The sequence below is a fragment of the Paenibacillus sp. J31P190 genome (assembly GCF_059692075.1).
On the sequence record NZ_JCAUAS010000003.1, the window covers coordinates 107,304 to 124,484 of the forward strand.

The 17,181-nt window shown below is 41.9% G+C and carries 11 protein-coding genes; 2 read left to right on the forward strand and 9 right to left on the reverse strand.

The window, feature by feature from the left end; translation table 11 throughout:
• Window positions 1–7: 7 nt before the first annotated feature.
• The 4 genes from AC58U0_RS07550 to AC58U0_RS07565 form a co-directional block, all read right to left on the reverse strand.
• A complete protein-coding gene (locus tag AC58U0_RS07550) occupies window positions 8–1,636 on the reverse strand; it encodes a hypothetical protein (protein WP_497378371.1) in 1,629 nt (542 codons plus the stop codon).
• Between the two features lie 116 nt (window positions 1,637–1,752).
• The gene (locus AC58U0_RS07555) at window positions 1,753–2,550 is read right to left on the reverse strand and encodes a Cof-type HAD-IIB family hydrolase (RefSeq protein ID WP_497378372.1); all 798 of its coding nucleotides are present in this window, start codon (window positions 2,548–2,550) and stop codon (window positions 1,753–1,755) included.
• A gap of 116 nt (window positions 2,551–2,666) precedes the next feature.
• Window positions 2,667–9,626, reverse strand: a complete 6,960-nt coding sequence (locus AC58U0_RS07560) for a glycoside hydrolase family 78 protein (RefSeq protein WP_497378373.1) — start codon at window positions 9,624–9,626, stop codon at window positions 2,667–2,669.
• A 10-nt stretch (window positions 9,627–9,636) separates the two neighbouring features.
• The gene (locus tag AC58U0_RS07565) at window positions 9,637–10,683 is read right to left on the reverse strand and encodes an S-layer homology domain-containing protein (RefSeq protein ID WP_497378375.1); all 1,047 of its coding nucleotides are present in this window, start codon (window positions 10,681–10,683) and stop codon (window positions 9,637–9,639) included.
• Window positions 10,684–10,999: 316 nt separating this feature from the next.
• On the opposite strand from AC58U0_RS07565, the gene AC58U0_RS07570 reads away from it, so the two are divergent.
• A complete protein-coding gene (locus AC58U0_RS07570; protein WP_497378377.1) occupies window positions 11,000–11,596 on the forward strand; it encodes a hypothetical protein in 597 nt (198 codons plus the stop codon).
• Window positions 11,597–11,663: 67 nt separating this feature from the next.
• Here AC58U0_RS07570 and AC58U0_RS07575 read toward each other — a convergent pair whose 3' ends face one another.
• Window positions 11,664–12,404: a pseudouridine synthase gene (locus AC58U0_RS07575; protein ID WP_497378378.1), complete on the reverse strand. Its 741-nt coding sequence runs from the start codon at window positions 12,402–12,404 to the stop codon at window positions 11,664–11,666.
• A gap of 6 nt (window positions 12,405–12,410) precedes the next feature.
• Window positions 12,411–13,934: an RsmB/NOP family class I SAM-dependent RNA methyltransferase gene (locus AC58U0_RS07580; RefSeq protein WP_497378380.1), complete on the reverse strand. Its 1,524-nt coding sequence runs from the start codon at window positions 13,932–13,934 to the stop codon at window positions 12,411–12,413.
• Window positions 13,935–14,079: 145 nt separating this feature from the next.
• On the opposite strand from AC58U0_RS07580, the gene AC58U0_RS07585 reads away from it, so the two are divergent.
• On the forward strand, window positions 14,080–14,589 hold the full coding sequence (locus AC58U0_RS07585; RefSeq protein ID WP_497378381.1) for a thioredoxin family protein: 510 nt from the start codon (window positions 14,080–14,082) through the stop codon (window positions 14,587–14,589).
• Window positions 14,590–14,627: 38 nt separating this feature from the next.
• On the opposite strand, the gene AC58U0_RS07590 is transcribed toward AC58U0_RS07585, so the two are convergent.
• Genes AC58U0_RS07590 through AC58U0_RS07600 form a run of 3 tightly spaced genes read right to left on the reverse strand, consistent with a single transcriptional unit; the run spans window position 14,628 to window position 17,180 of the window.
• Window positions 14,628–15,728, reverse strand: a complete 1,101-nt coding sequence (locus AC58U0_RS07590; RefSeq protein WP_497378383.1) for a GerAB/ArcD/ProY family transporter — start codon at window positions 15,726–15,728, stop codon at window positions 14,628–14,630.
• Between the two features lie 11 nt (window positions 15,729–15,739).
• Window positions 15,740–15,973: a hypothetical protein gene (locus AC58U0_RS07595; RefSeq protein ID WP_497378385.1), complete on the reverse strand. Its 234-nt coding sequence runs from the start codon at window positions 15,971–15,973 to the stop codon at window positions 15,740–15,742.
• A gap of 7 nt (window positions 15,974–15,980) precedes the next feature.
• Window positions 15,981–17,180 (reverse strand): Ger(x)C family spore germination protein, encoded by a 1,200-nt coding sequence (locus tag AC58U0_RS07600; protein ID WP_497378386.1) that lies wholly within the window; start codon window positions 17,178–17,180, stop codon window positions 15,981–15,983.
• Between the last annotated feature and the right edge of the window lies 1 nt (window position 17,181).

A 17,181-nucleotide genomic window follows, 5' to 3' on the forward strand; every position in this document is an offset into this window, starting at 1 on the left:
CTGCTTACTATGGTAATATCGGTGACGTGGTGTAAGGTATTGTTAATATTTTCTTGCCATGATCAACATCAATAGTTATCGTTGTAGTCCCAGTACCATTAATAAAGTAGAAATTCCCCTCAGAAATTATTGGCATACTGGAGTTACTGGAAAATACTTGAATGTATTGTTCCTTCCCATTCTCATTAGGGAATAAGGATTCGATATTAAAACCGCCTTCAAAGAATGTTTGGAACATAAACATGTTGTCTGTAAAAACTTCATTTGTAGTAGGATTAACCGCATTTATTTTAAGATTGGATGAAGAAGAAGGATAGTTCACTATATTAGAAAGCTTTAGATAGTTCTGAGAATTGTAAACTTCTTTCGATACCGTCACAGTGTTATTATTAAATCCATCAACGAAATCGAAGGAATAATTTAAAGGCGCAGTTGTTTCAAAAGCGTCTGTTAGATTTAATTCTAAGGTACTGCCTACAAAAAGCTGTTGTATACTAAAAGGATTATAAGTAGAACCAGTGACGGTAAATTGTTGTGAAACCATTTGATTAGCCGTATCAGTTGCTTTTACACCTACAATATCTGTCATATAATTCATATCAGAATTTAAGTACAGCATTGACCCTGAAATCGGAATGTCAAAAGTTGACGTAGATCCCGATGCCACGACTAAATCAAAACGTAAATCTCCCAAAGAATCTGAGAAATATTGGTTCAAGTCTAGCTCATAGTATCCACCATCGGAAATATGGTATTTATTATAAACACTCTTGCTTATAACTGGTGCTTGATTATCAGCTAATACGGTTGCACGGAACGTATCATAGCCTATATCCCCTGAATCGTTAACTGCCACAACCGTTATGTCTGCACTCCCTGCTAGATTAGATGTACTTACTTGCCAAACCCCATCATTATTTTTAATATCAATTATATTCAGATCCGAAGAGAATACATAAAAAGTCAACGAATCCTCTACATTGCGCTGCTTAAAATATTCATACACATCCATAACGTTATTAATGGAAAAATTCGAATTTTTATTAAGCGTAAAGTCTGGAAATGGCTTTTTTAGTATATTCGTTGTGCCTTCTCCTGTATTTTCATCAACGAGGCTCGGGGAAATGCTTGTTAACAGTTGTTTTACTTGAGTTGCTGTTGTAAAATCCTCTGAATAAGCAGTCATATAAGTTACTAAATTACCAATATTAATTTTCCCCGTAGGTTCAGCTGGAACAACGGTTACGTTAAATGATTCTTCGAAAATGGCTCCATTATCATCGATTGTAATTGTGAAGCTAGCCTTCCCAGTCTCTCCACCCTTTACTTTCAAAAATCCTTTTTCTAAAAAACTAGTTTCAACTGAAGCGGAGGTATTAACATCATTTGTAACTGAAAAAGTTGAATTCTCAGATAAGTTATAAAGTTGTCTAAGATTAATAATGCTGGAACTTCCATTTTGCGGTATCACAACATCTTGAACAAGGTCTTGTGTTGGCATTGGCGAATCTGTCCCATTTGCAGCAACCTCATAAGTCGTCATCCCAACAAAAAATGGAATAGTCGCAATGGCAGTTGACACCACCGTTGCAATTACCTTTTCTTTCTTTGTCAATCGTTTTTTCTCTTTCCCCATCTTTACACCACCGTTATCGATTTTCTTTCTCTCATTCTACCATACGTCATAATATGGAAGAACCCCCTAAAACGACAAAAATCCTCAAAAACCGAGGATTTTATCGAATTTTTATATTATAAACAGTATTTCAAGATAGCCTCACGGACACCCTCGTCATTATTAGATGAAGTCACCGCATCCGCTGCTTCTTTCACGCCTTCTGGCGAATTCTCCACAGCGATGCCGAGTCCGGCAAAAGCCATCATTTCCAGGTCATTGTAATAATTTCCGATAGCCATGATCTCACTAGGATCAATCTCTAAAGAAGCAGCCAAAGCTTTCAAAGCGTTGCCCTTATCGGCCTTTGCACTCATCACATCAATAAAGAGGTCGCCACTGCGAATCATCCGCATATGACCGTATAGTTTCTGTTCTTCCCATTCCTTTTGAACGCGATCTAACTCATTTTGGCTAAAAATTGTAAATTTCACTATTGGCAGCCCAAGCTCTGATACGTTCGTCACAAGTTTGGGGTTAATCATAAACTTTTGATACATCTGTTTTTCGTACTCACTGATCCGTTCGATATACATGTTAAAAGACGTACATACATCGAAATGAATGCCTTCTCTTCGCACATAATCCAACATAGGCTCAATTTCAGGTAGCGTAAAAGCAAACTCATTGATCAACGTCTGACCCCGTTCATCCGCGTGAACTGTCGCCGCGCCATTATGCGTAATCATCGTTCCTTCAAGCCCAAGCTGTTGTAGAATTGGCAACGTGCTGGCAGGAGCTCTTCCGGTACATAGCACAATATGACACCCTTGATCATGTACCTCCTGAATCGTTTCAATCGTGCGCTCTGATAATTCATGCGCATCATTTAAAAGAGTTCCGTCTACATCCAGTGCAATTAATCGATATTTCAAGGTTTTCTCTCTCCCTTGTACTTCGCTTTTTTTATCGACTATTGTACCATAGGAAGACATTGGATTCATCGAATTTACATAAAAAAGACAGCTATCCGAAGATAACTGCCTCCAAATTATTGAACCCTATGAACTCCGACTGATTTATTGACATTGCCTATGATTTGGACAGGAATGTCCTCCTTTTTCACAACACCGTTACGGTAACGAATTTGAAAATGAACGGTTTGAAGTCCTTGAGGCAAGCCCTCCGCAAATGATTGAAATTTCGCATCAAACAGTTCTCCGCTAAAAGAGGTAGCATCCCCTCCCGCTGCAACTAAACGCTTAGACACATAAATCGCATGCCCATCTAACCCTGTCGTATCGATCCAAGCTGTCACTTCGTCTACAGGCGCAGGTGAACTCTTGCTGGAAACTATGAAAATTTCCCCAGAGTAGAAGTCCTTAGGTGGCGAAACTGTTTGGTGACCGCTTTTTTCATGCAAAATCAGCCAGTTGTCTGTATAGGTTACATCCGAATGAATCGTCAAGGGCATAGCAGCAATCATTTTGACTACGGTATTCGAAAGTCGTCCATCTGATACGGTTAACGACACCTTATACATCCCAGGCTTTAGAAAGCGATGAGAAATATCCTTAGTGGAAAAAGTGGTAGTACCCCCGTCAGGTTGCTCTAATTTCCACGCATAGGTTAGTTCATCACCATCTGGGTCGAAAGAGGTATTCATGCTTGTCACTACATCCCCTTCCCAAACTGGCTTTGGAGTCCAGTCAAATTCGGCCACAGGTGCTCGATTGATATAAAACCAAGTTTGCGCTGAATAATCTGACCAAGTAACCCCATCAAATACTCTAACTCTAACGCGGAGTTTTTGACCAGCTGGAAGTTCCTGATTGACCATCCAACTCCCCACGTTAGAAACCGTCCCTTGGTAGAATTGCCCTGAGTCCAGCAACAGCACATCGTTAGCCTCATTGGTAATTTGCATTTGGAAATAAGTAAAAGTTGTACCCGGATCAGGATCGGTTTGGCTCCACTCAAAGGTAGGCCGCAGCTCGGAGAAAATAGTAGGCGAAGCTTGTGTCCCACTTGGAATCGTCATGTTCGCTGCTGGAGGTCTATTCGCCGTAAACCAACCGGAATTAGACCACGTCGACCAGTATCTTCCATCATGTACTCTAACTTGAACTTGGAAGGGGCCGTTTTGACCTTGGATTAACGAAAGACCAAACCACTCTGTAGGATGGGTATTCCAAGTATTGGAAATCGTATAATAATCACAGTTGTTCCAGGAGCTATTTTCGCTATTATAGCTACAAGAGTGCGCAAAGCTGCCATATCTTTGAGCATCGTACACATACCCATATTGGTTATACTGAACTTGAGTACCATTAGCATCAAGAATACGATATTGGAAACTACGATACTCTGTTGGAACATCTGGATCATTTTGATTCCAAGAAGGTTTCAAAACCCCGTCTGAAATAGGTGTAGGATTGGCTTGGGTACCGTTAGGAAAAGTCAAAGTAGCTGTAGGAGGAAATCCTAATGCAAAATACCTTTCCGACCATCCAGACCATTCTCCTTGTTCATCCTGTACCCTAATTCTAACCCTGTAAGTTTGATTGGAGTACACTGTCATTGGATAGTTATAGCTTAATGAAACTGTATGACCATCACTGAGTACATTAGAGACTTTTGCAATATTAGGGTTATTCATACTAAACCATTGCCATTGCGGATTATTATAATAATTATAGTAGTATTGTTGCACGTCTATTTCCGAGCGTACAATTCGGCTATCCGCATCGTAATCTACCGCATTCCATGTAAATAAAGGATTATTCACTGTTGAGCCAGACGGATTATTCATATCCGTACTCGTATGGCTCGTAATATCAACGAAAGGCGCATGATTCGCAGGTGGTGCGTCTAGCCACAATATAGCTTCTGCCCAATCAGACCACGCACCGTATTCATCTTTTACAGCTACCCTAAACGTATAAGCCCCCATTTCTTTTACTCTCATTAATTTTCCATTTACAGTTGTACCATCTGGCTTTATATACTCGTATCTGCGCTCAATAATTCCTCTAGTAGCCGAATAATCAATGCCAGTTGGTTCCGTAGAGTAAGTCCAATTGTTTAGCCAACGATCAGGATCATAGCTTTGATCATCGTAAGTCACGTTATAATAGATATCTTGATTTACATTCAAAACTCCTATTGGTCTACGATGGATCAATACATTTCTAGTATACGGATCAGATTCAGACAGGTACTCTGCAAAGGCAAGATTCGGATATTTAAAGCCAACAGGCGTAGGGTCATCTGCACCAATAAAGGTTAATTTATAAACCCCTACCTTATCTAGCGTTTTTATCGGATCTCCATTAAATGTTTGATTATTGTAAGCAGAAAGTCCACTTTTACCATCCCCCGAATCTAAAAATTTCGTAGAGTTCGTATGCTCGTACTTCCATTTATCCTTACTAATCAAATGATCATCACTTTCAGGATCCACAAACTCCGTTGCGTACGTCAGTTCTTCTCCCGCAATGCCGGTATCGCTAATTTTGTTGTTATCTACAATTGGTATTTTGACATAAAAGTTACGGAAGTGAGAACCATATCCGCCTATGAAAAATCCATAAGTCCCCTCTGTTAAAGCAAGATCGGTTACTTCCAGAATAGGAACTGTGCCCATCCGTACTTTTATTTTTCCACCTCTAACACTAACCTTCATGTTGTTAAAAGATGTCGTAGACAACCAGACTGGCGTTGATCGTAACTCGGTACGCACACCACCAACGAGCTTCGATAAGCTTATTTTGTTTGTTGTAAACTCTAATCGATACATTGTATTGTTATTCGTTGCCCTGAAGATTAAACCCGATGGAGCATTCACATTCATATTCACACTTGATTGTAAGAAATCGAACACGTAATCTGCGTCAGCAACACTCGTATCCTTCTTCATGGTTTGACCTATTTCTGCTAAAGCGTAGCTAGAAGGACTAGTCGTTCCACCATTTATCTTATAGTAGTAGAATTTACGTTCAGATTGACTATCATCTTCATCATAGTGAGAAACATAGCTGCCTACACTACAAGAACCGCAAGACGTCCATTGGAAGTTCCATCTTCTTAACTTATAGTGCTCTTCTTGAAGAACGACTTGAAACTCTCCATCTGCACTTAATCCTGCCGAGGATACCGTATATCTAAACCTCTCTTGAAGCGTTTGTTCGTGAGAAAAGGTATTAGTTGGTCTAGTTCCTTTGGTCGTATAGGAAGCGAGTTGGTTTGCGTACTTATCGGCAACTACGATTTTGTTCATACCATCAACGATATAGACATATCCATCAGCCGATACAGAATAATTCACATCAACTAAAGTTGAACTATTGCTATCTGAACCATCCCCACGTATTACGCTACCATCATCATTCCGTGAACGATTATTGAAGTAAATATCTTTGTATATTTCTATCTTCTTAGTAACACCTGTTTGTTTATTATAAGAAACAAAATATTCACTGATCGTTCCTGCTTGGTTACTACTAGAACCCCAACTCCCAGAACTATATGTATCTGTTGTTAGATTCATTGGCTGTTCTCGATATAGATATACTTCTGAATCCTCATAGATTCCCGTTAGCGCAGGTGCAGGAGTTACCGTATTCTCAGGCACTTCTAGTCCAGTCTCTACGTCAAGCCATGTAGTCACTACACACCAACATTGCCATGAGTAATTACCTCCAAGCGAAACCTTAGTTCCGTCATTGTTTAATTTCAAGTTAGCATGAGGCGACCTTGTTCCACTTTCACTAGATGAACAGTCACCAGAACAGCCATCATAGATATATTGACCAGAACGTTTCCAAGACACTGAACCATCAGCAGTTTTACGATAAATAGTCCACGTCTCACTATAATCATTATCATTATAATATCCGGATTTGAAGTCTGCCGAATAAGCTCCACCTTTAGCATCATAAGCTAGGAACTTTCCTGGGTTATCAGGTGTAGGCTTAATAGGGATATACTTTTGTTGAACATAATCATAAGTATTTCCCAAACCTCCGTCTATCTTAGTATTTGTACCGTCAAAAAATGAAATGGAACCAATAGAACCAACTCCATATCTGTTACCCAAAAATTGTGTAGTAAATAACTGAGGAACGGGGAAGGTATGCCAAGCGTTATAGGTTGTTTTTTGGTACTGTTCAGGAGTAATGGTTAATCCTGTGGCAGGGCCATTGAAAGGCTGTTTACCATAATGAGATGTTAATCCATTGGTTGCAGTGTTGTATGTAAATCCAATATCCCTCACTTTATTTAAATTAGGATTGGTAAAAGATGAACCTTGCCACTGATCCCCATATGCCATGAGCATTTCATTTTCTAATGTTGTATGAAACAAAGGAGGTTCTGGATTTGCGCTTGTGACACTGAATGAAACTTCGGGAGAATCATTTTTGATATCAACCACATAGCTTTTGGTATTCGTTAACCCCCAATCCTCCTTTGTTTTTACCGTTAATTTATACTTACCTACCTTAGGAGCTGAAAGTATAGCCGGTCCACCAACGGTTATCGGTATATTTAAAGGCATATAATCGTTGAAAATGCCATCGTCATTGCTATCGTACACATATGTAATAGACGTTTCTACGATTACATCTCCATCGGGACTGTAAGATAAATCCCTGAACGGAACATTTCCTCTTACAGCAAAGATAGGTAAGTTGATGACAGCTACTGGAGGTTTATCCTCCACAACGTTTATGTTTTTAATTGCTATGTTTTCTGGCAAGCTGCGGACACCGTAATTGTCCTTTACTTCTAAGGTTACAGTCTCTATGCCTACATTGGGATAAACGGGGAGATTATTCGTCCAGAAATACTCCGTTATCGTTCTGTTTTTAGCTGGTTTGCTGCAAGCTCCATTAATTGCATTAGCTGCAAGAGGACGGTTTTGCACGACACGGTTCGGTACATTAATACAGGGTAAAGGCTCAGGACGCATGATAGTTATTGTTGCATCCTTTTGCGTACATGCTCCCTTATCATCACACATTCTAGCGGTAATCGTATGGTCACCAGCTGTTGAGGCCGTTAACCACGTAAGCTTATCCTCACCCTTCAGATAGCCCATAGAAGGAAAACTCTTAATCCAAGCACTTGAGCTGCTCGGGAATAACCATTCGAAAGTTACGATATCATCGTCAGGATCGTAGTGGTTAGGTGCAATTTCTGGCAACAACCTCACGTTTAATTTATCACCAACAATGGAATCGGATAAAGGAGTCCTGCTAAAGTAATCAGCATCAGCAAACCAACCGATTTCAAATTGAGGTGGTCTATTCGGAGGTTTTGGTCCAATTGTAAACTTGCCTTCATAGAAATAAGAAGTTCCTCCACAACTATCCTCAAGCTTGTATTCAATAACCACTTCGCCGCTTGTAATATTACCTGGATAACCCGTAAAACCCATCATCCCATATGCAAAAATGGACATATCACTTACAGAATTACTACTTAGCGAACTCCATCCGTATTGAATATATGCACCCGTAGTTTGGGATAAAATGAACCTTCCTCGAACAGGCGTACAGCCAGAAGGAATCGTCCAGTCTGCTTTTATGAGGTTGGAATCTTTCCAAGGAATTGTGGGTTTATCGGCTGAGGTAGTTCCGCTAAAGTTTCCACCGCTTGGTGTACAACTAGCTTGGGGAGTAATGATCTGATTAAGTATGTTATTTGAGGCAGTTGATTCTGAGATATCGTCATTGGAGTCAACGGTTAGCGTGATGCTTTTCATACCGCTGAAGGTGTAGGGGATGATCTCGGTTTTGGTCTCTCCTGAGGCTAAACCAGATGTGTAGGTAAGAGTTTTGAATACTGTGCCGTCGGCGGCTAGGGTTACGTTGAAGGAATTTCCGCCGGGGATAGAAACACCGGAGTTTTTGAACTTGATGGTGATGTTTACACTTACATTCTGAGGCACACAAGTACCAGCATCAATTGATACGGAAGCTAGATCTGCCTTGACTGGGGCGGTGTAAGAAACGTCTATAGACATTTGATACTTATACGTTATGCCGCTCCAAAGTCCGATAGCGAACATTTCATAGTTACGTGACAAACCACCAGAGCCATCAGAGTCGGGACTATCATGAATCTGGTTAGCGGGTACAGTGCCGTCTAATAGCATCATAGTGCGGATCATACCAGTTCCAGCAACATCACCTTTACCATAAGCTAAAGGTCTCGCACCATAGTCATCACTCGGCTTTTCAGCCCCAATTATTTCTATGCTACTTTGATCTAATTTATCCGGATCAGTTACATCTGCACCAAGTCCACTCACAATAGCCGAAGATTGATTTAAGTACCATTTAATAGCCCGAGATACTTCATATGCTGTGGTAACAGCATAGCCCTCTACTTCTTTATCGTAATCAGCTACTTTATCGCCACTAGCACCATTAGTGCTGTATATAGGTGATTGAAAGGAGTAACGTAAGTCAGGTCCAAAAGTGCCAGAGTCACCATAATTAAAATTGTCAATTAGTGTGTATCTTTTTCGTCCCCACAATGGGATAGTTCCCGGATACGGGGAAGGGTTTCCACTAGCACCATCGAACTCAACCGGAATAGTCTTCGATCCCTTATGTTCCCATATTTTACCTAAAGGTTGGCGATAAATTTGATGCATTGGGTTAGTCTCAGTCTTGCCATAAACGGTGGTGCTCCTACCAGCTAAACTGGTCAAAGTTATAGTAGTTGCTGTAAATGAAGCACTACCACCAGAACCGCCTTGATTATTTAAAGTAACCCCAGTAATCGCCCCACCAACAAGTGAACTGATATCCTTAGTGAATGTTTTAGTTGCGGAGGAAGAATACTGGGCAACAACAGATGATGTGCTATAAGTGCCTTGTTCAAAATTGTAATACAAAGTAATAGATGAGGCGGCTTTGGCACCTACTGGGTCAAAGAATGGCAATATTAATTCCATAAATATTAGAAATAACATTGCCCTGTGAACAAATTTAAGCAACATAATCACACCCCTATTTAATTGCCAATATTGTATCAGTATTTAAAATATTAAACACAATTCCAAGATTAGCAATTCGATTAGGAAGTGCGTAGGCTACATAGCCCTCGTTAGTTTGCGGTTTATTAAATCTCATCCACCGAGTCAAAGCCTGTTCGGAAAAAATCAGAAGAAAATTTGAAGTGTCCAACTGCTTTAATACTTGAGAAGGAAACAAATCTGGCGCTCCCACACCGGCTTCAGTAGCAATTACAGTGAAGTTTGCTAAAATAACTTTGTTGTCGGTTTTGCTAGTTGACTTTCCCCAAGTAGTCATATCAACAAGTTTCATATACGGATCATCCGGGTCGGCAGGGTCGGCAACAATAAGTTTATTCAACTTAACCGTAACGCCCTCAGCATACTTCCAAGTGGTTCCAATCTCCTTTGGCTTCAAACCAAGCATTGTACCCACATTACTTCCAGTCTCAGCAATTTCTGCAGCACTTGAAGCATACTTATCTACCGACAATTTCTCACCCTTTTTAGCCGTCAAGATACGCTCAATAATCGTAATCGCCTGTGCACGAGTGCTTGTCCCATAAGGCGCTAAATCAGTCGTGCTAACCCCATGAATCAACCCTACTTTCACAGCATCAAGCATTGACCCCTTCAGAGCTTTATCCACACTCCGAGCACTTAACATAGCCATTTCAAAGCGTTGAAGTGGCTCATTATATCTTTCCGGAAATTCCACTGGAATAACACTTAATTCCTTCAGCCTGTTGACATAAGGCACGTACCAATCATTTCCCTCAACCTTTTCTACATTTTCACCTGCGGCAGAAGATAACATTTTGATAAACTCTGCACGGCTAATTGGTAAATCTGGCTTAAAACTTCCATCGTCATAGCCATCAACGTATTTCTTTTCCACTGCGGTTTGAATAGACTGTTCGGCCCAATGCTCCGATGTGTCCACGAACTTGATGGGGCTTTGTGCGGAGGAATTAATCGCATCATACCCAATGGATGCTGCGCATAGAACCGTACATAAAATCATTGAAAACCTTTTTCTCATAATAATCCCCTCTTTCTATTGGTCACTCATTAAATACAAAACGTGACTTATCAGTATCGGTAACATCGCATTACATAAAAAACCGCCCAGTAATCGCCTAGCACACAGCGACACATGGGCGGTTCTTCCGCACGCATTCCATATTCTTCTTGTTTGAAAATACCATATACTAGTAGTTTTGTAAATCTCTAATTTTAAGATGTTACTTTTCCGCTTCGTTTTCCCCCTCCCCTTGGCTAAAGCTTTCGTGCCGATTGTCATATGTGTGCTAGATTTAGAATAAGTAGTAATAGAGAAGAAAAGGAGGACCGCTTGTATGCTAACTTTAAAATCATGGACTAATTTCTTTAACAGGGAAACTCCTGAATTTTATAAAACCGTTAAAGTCCGTGCACCTCGCGATTTTTTTAACCGGGCAGAAGTTTTCATTGAAGATATCCAATACACAACCAATGAAGACCTCCTTGGTATGAATATAACGTTTCTTGTAAAGCTATTATTTGATAATTTTCTTGATCACGTACGCCAAGATAAGGATTTGTATGATTACGTGTTGGATTTGAGAGAAAACTACAGTCACTTTTTAAACACGAATACTAGCGTTGTAGGTAACAATCTGCGAGAGATAAATAGAGTTGAGAAGTTTCAATGGAGTTTGTCTAACATGCCTAGTATGACCGGTGCAAGAGATTATTTGACCCTTAACGTAGACATCCATCCAAGAGAAGTCAACCGAATAGCCGTATTTTTCGATGATTGGGATTGTAAGTATGAGATTCCATTGGATATGGACCTGAATGAGCTTTTGTCGTTGCTCTTCATTGAATTTATCACAGAACTAAGGAACGGACTTGCTGAGGAGACCAAAAAGGAGATTATTGCATCCATCCTAAAGAAATGGGAAGAGCGTTAATAAGAAATAAAACACGCACAACCCGTTTCGTACAATCCGGTACTGTGCGCGTTATTCGGTTTCACCTTTAATTGGCATTCTGTAAGGCAAGAAGTTCCTTTTTACTCAACTCTCTCACTTGCCCCAATTCTAAGCTTGGATCTAACGCAAGTGGCCCCATCGAAATCCGTTTCAAGTATACGACTTTTTTGCCTACGGCTTGAAACATCCGTTTCACTTGATGGAATTTGCCTTCCATGATCGTTAGCTCGATTTCCGAGGGCTCATTTTCAGACTCTTTACCAGACTTCAAAATTTTCAAAATACCCGGAAGTGTTTCATAGCCATCGTCCAAAGTAACACCTTGGGAGAATGCTTCGCGGTCCGATTCACTTACCTCCCACTCCACTTTCGCGAAGTAGGTTTTGGGTACATGTTTGCGTGGAGAAAGAAGATTATGGGCCAATTTCCCATCGTTCGTTAGCAAAAGGAAGCCTTCTGTATCCTTGTCCAGGCGTCCAACAGGAAAAACCTCGAATGGCGCATATGCCTTATCCAAAAGATCCACAACCGTGCGGTCGCGGTTGTCTTCTGTGGCTGAGACGACCCCCTGCGGTTTATTCATCATGAGGTAAACGAACTCACGGTATGATACAGGATCACCGTTTACAGTGATGATATCGGTATCGGGGTTCACCTGCATCCCGCTGTCTTTAACTTTCACACCGTTGACGATAATCGCGCCTTCTTTGGCGAGGCGTTTGAGTTCAGAGCGTGTGCCAATGCCCACATGGGCGAGTATTTTATCGAGCCTTTGTGTTTGTTTCATGACCGATTAGGTCCACCTCCAGCCGGGCGGGTATTCGTTCTTCAGCATCCCGTCGTGCCATTTGCCCCAGCCGACGGGATGCTCTTCAATGCAGACCAGGCAGTAGCCTTTGGCTGCCTTGGTCACTTCCGGGTCGCGGATGATCTCGCTCTCCGCGACTTCGAGCGTCTCGCCCTTCAGGTACCGAAGGGCTCGCTCGTCGCTCGAAGCCAAGCTCAGCGCTCGCTTGGCTTCGCGCATGCGCAGTCCCATGGCTAGCGCATGGGACGGTTCGAATCGGCCGCGGTGCAGCGCGCCGATGTACCAGCCCGGCCGCACGACTTTCAGTCCGTGCAGCTCAGGCAAACCTGCCGGCGACGCATACGCGTGCTCGCCGTAACACACAAGCCGCGCACGGGCGAAGGGCTCGCTGCGAAGCAGCTCACCCGAGAACGCCTCCAGCGGCTCCAAGCTCACAGCCGCGCGAGTCGACGTCTCCGCGCGGCCCTTCCGCAGCGCCTCACGGCCGCTGCGCTTCCCCAGTGCCGACACAACGTCGGCAGCTCTCCCTACATCTCCCGCATCTCCCGCATCTTCCACATCCGCCAAAGCCCCGTCCCGCCGCAGCACAGCAACATAATGCCCCTCGCCCCGCAAACGATGCGGCCAAAGCCGAGCAGTCCCCGCCACAGCCTCGCGAGCGCGGTCAGAAAACTCCTCCTCACACCAAGGCGAACGCAACCATTCCGGCCTTCCAGCACCAAAACCCTCTACCGGAACCACATCAAACGCCGGATGCTTGTCCAAAAACTCCGCGATCTGCGCTTCATTCTCCTCCGGTGAGAACGTACAGGTCGAATATACAATCATTCCGCCGGGCGCTAACATTTGAGCAGCCTGACCGAGCAGTTCTCTCTGCATACTAGCAAATTCCTGTACCGAATGACGCTCCCATTGCTGCATCATCTCTTCTTCTTTACGGAACATCCCTTCACCTGAACAAGGCGCATCTATTAGTATTTTATCGAAGTAGCCTTGGAAGACTTTTAACATCCGCTCCGGCTTCTCATTCAAAACAATAGCGTTTCTAACTCCCAAAAGCTCAAGGTTTTTAACTAGTGCCTTCACACGATCCGAATGAATGTCATTAACAACAAGCACCCCTTCGCCTTGAAGCTTAGCGGCTATTTGCGTTGATTTCCCGCCAGGTGCGGCACATAAATCAAGAACACGGTCCCCTGGGCGTACTTGCAGCAATTCTACAGGCGCCATCGCGCTTGGCTCTTGAATATAGTAAAGGCCTGCATGATAATAGGGATGCTTCCCCGGGCGTTCACCTTCTTCATAATAAAAGCCATCGGTAGCCCAAGGCACCGCGCTCAGCGCAAATGGACTTTTCGCCAAAAAATCCGCCTTCTCCACCTTCACCGTGTTCACTCTTAAACCAAACGTTCTCGCTTGGTCATACGATTCCATAAATTGCTCAAATTCATTTTCACCCAATAAATCAATCATCTTTTCTTTAAAAAGGGCAGGCAGCTGCTTCGTCATCCGGACATCTTCTCTTTCATCTTTTAATATCGGTATTATATCTAACTTGTCACCAAACAGCCAATTATTTTCAAAATATCAACAGGATATGCTATACTTTTTATAGAAGGTAGTAGAAAGTAAACATTATAAAGAGGTGCATACATTGAAGAAGCTGCTTATTTATCTAGGCATTGTTCTTGTTTTATTTGGAGGCTTATATTTCGTTAATCAGCAGTCTACCAAAACTTCGGACAAAGCTAATACTGGTAATCCCTATGGCGTTGCTGCATCCAAATTAAATCCGGAAACTGTAAAACAATTAACGGATCCGAACTATCAAAACCTTATTCTACCGAAAGATTTGGATCAAAGACTAAAGAACAAAGAAACATTTTTCCAATATTATTACGCTTCGACCTGCCCGCATTGTAAATTAACAACCCCAGTTCTTGTTCCTATAGAAAAAGAGCTAGGTATTGATGTCAAACAATTCAACTTGGAAGAATTCAAGGAAGGCTGGCAGAAATATAAAATCGAATCCACACCTACACTCGTCTACTACAAAAATGGTGTAGAAGTCGAGCGAATTGTTGGCGGTGTTCCTGAAGCAGGCTCAGCTGGCGGTAACACACCAGAGACATTTAAGGCTTTTTTCCAAAAGTATAAAGGTTAATCCTACGATAAAAGCAGCGGAGATTCCGCTGCTTTTTGCTATTCACGTACCGTTTTCTTTTTTCGAAAAATCGCCAAAATGAGTAGTAACAGAGGAATGATAAATCCGAATGTCCCCGAATAGAAAACCCATATTTTAGTCGCAAATTGAATGAAATAAGCCGCGTTAGGGTAAGCAATGACCGAAAGCACGACTACTATCATTCCCAAGGGTAGATAAAGCGGCCGAACATCCCTCAAGTTGAATACTTCACCGAAAATCATTGTAGCCGCATAGAAGCACAAGGTAAGCTTGAAGTAGATGGTGATAAACCAGATTCCTGCCATGAAGACCTCTAGACGTTCAAGGAAGGAACCTATACTAATCCTTTTGGCTAATCTATAGCTCGGATACATTTGGACTGCAGTTAAATCATCTCCTAATACGAGAATAGATAAGATCGATATAATAACTAATAAACCTCCTCCAATGGAAACTCCAACAAGGAATGCCTTCCCCAGTTTTTTGGTTTGATTCACGAAAGGAATAATCATTAAGAAAACAACAAGCTCCAAATAAGGTGTTCCAATAAGTGAGACGGATGCGCGAAAGATAGGCTTCAATCCGTACCCGAATATGGGCTGTAGATTGCTCATTTTCGATTGGGAGGGGAGAAGAATAAACATAAGGAAAAAGAAAACTAATACCCATGGGAGGAAAATCTCCGAAGTCCGAGTGAATGTCTCGAGGCTATTTCGAATGCCAAGAATGATGACGCCTAAGAAGAAGATATGAGTGAATTGCAGTGGGGTGTCCACCAATACCTGTGTCGTAATAAAATCACCTAAATTGCGAAGAACAAGTGCCGCAAGAATGAAAAAAAAGCAAAAATAAAGGAAGGACACCGCTTTTCCAGGCCATTTCCCCATGAGCTCCACACTATAGGCAACTAATGTTTTTTGGGGGAAGCGACTTCCAAGAGCTGAATAAAGCATAATTAGCAGTAAACCGACAAGGAGACCCAAGACTGCAGCAATCCATGCATCTTGCTTGGCTGCGAAAGCGAGTCCTGAGGGAGCTATGAGAATGGAGCTTCCAATTGTAAAAAGAATGGTTAATATGGTAAATTGATGAACGCCAATTTTACCTTGCTCGATCATTGGAAAACACCTCACTTTAGGATGCCGAAAACGAATTCACTAACAGGCTTATAGACGAAGGTAATCAAGTCAAGTGGATTTGGAAGCTTTACACGAAGATTTAATAAGATACTAAGCAATGTCCCAACGAGCAGCAGAGCTAAGAAAACCCAACTTTCTAAGATTAGCTTTTTACGCCTTAAAGCGGGGGCTTCCATGACACCGATGATAGAAGCAACGATAATGATCAAGATATTTGTCAGCAATTCGAGATCACTCCTCCTTTGGCCGCACAATGATCGAGTTATTCGTTGTCCCAAAACGGTGTAGGTGTATATCGGTGTCGATGTTCACTTTTAATTCGGAGAATTCGTTCTCCCAATCCGATTTCAACTTCAACCATGTCTTAGGGGAGGCGTCTTCTATGGCATCTCCAAAGCCGAAAATATCTACTTTGTTCTGTTTGGCCTTTTTAATTGTGGACATCATAATCTGGTTTAGTTTAGTTTCGGCGATTTGTTCTAATTTAGGGATAGTGTTTGGATCCAACAAATCAATCTGGCACTGAACTTCACTTACATTTTGCTCCAAAAATAGTTGAATATTAATTTCAGGCTTACCGTTTACAACATGGCCTTTAACTTTGGTTTTTGCTCGGATGACTTCAAAGGATATGGTTCCGCCTTTGGGACAGGTGATATGCCCCATAGTACTTTTAACATTTCCCATGATGTAGTTATATCCCTTACTTTCTTCATCATTTAGCCAATCGACCAGCTTATCCTTCTTAAACAATGCTATTCCTGAATATTGCAAAAACGTGCGAGGTGTAGTTTCTGATAAAATGGATTTGGACTTTCCTTTCTTCAAATCTCCATTTATTTGAATTCCTGTAAGTACCGAATCTCTGGTAGGTTTAGCAAGATTGTTTATTAGCTGATCTAGTTGAACGCTTACGACCGGAGCCCACGCTTTCTCTGACGTTTCTAACGTTTTAAACATTTTATTAGCTGGTATTCTTTCTATAGGGGTTAAAATCTGAAGAACCTTTGCGGCCGTTGTCCCTTTGGCAACAATGATATAGAAATCGGATCGAACTTCATGATCTCTGGAAAGGCCATCCAACACTTTGGAAATACCCTCACGGGCAAGGTCCTCACTAATCACGAGAATGCGTAAATGAGAAGCGAATATTTTTCTAGGGGTCACTGTCGTTAGCTTTCTTGCTGCCTCTAAGATCGAAACCCCCGCCGCTGAAAAGGTTGTAATTGGCGTGCTATAGCCACTCCCCTTTTTAGATACAACTTCGTTCGGATTCACAACTTGTGTTGTAACTAAATACTCGTTGCCACTTTTATCGAATCCTACACCCACCGTAATGGCCAGATCATTTAACTCATGTCGATCCCAACATCCGGAGAGCACCATGCCAAGTAAGATAAGTGTACAAAGAATACAACCTAATCTATTCATC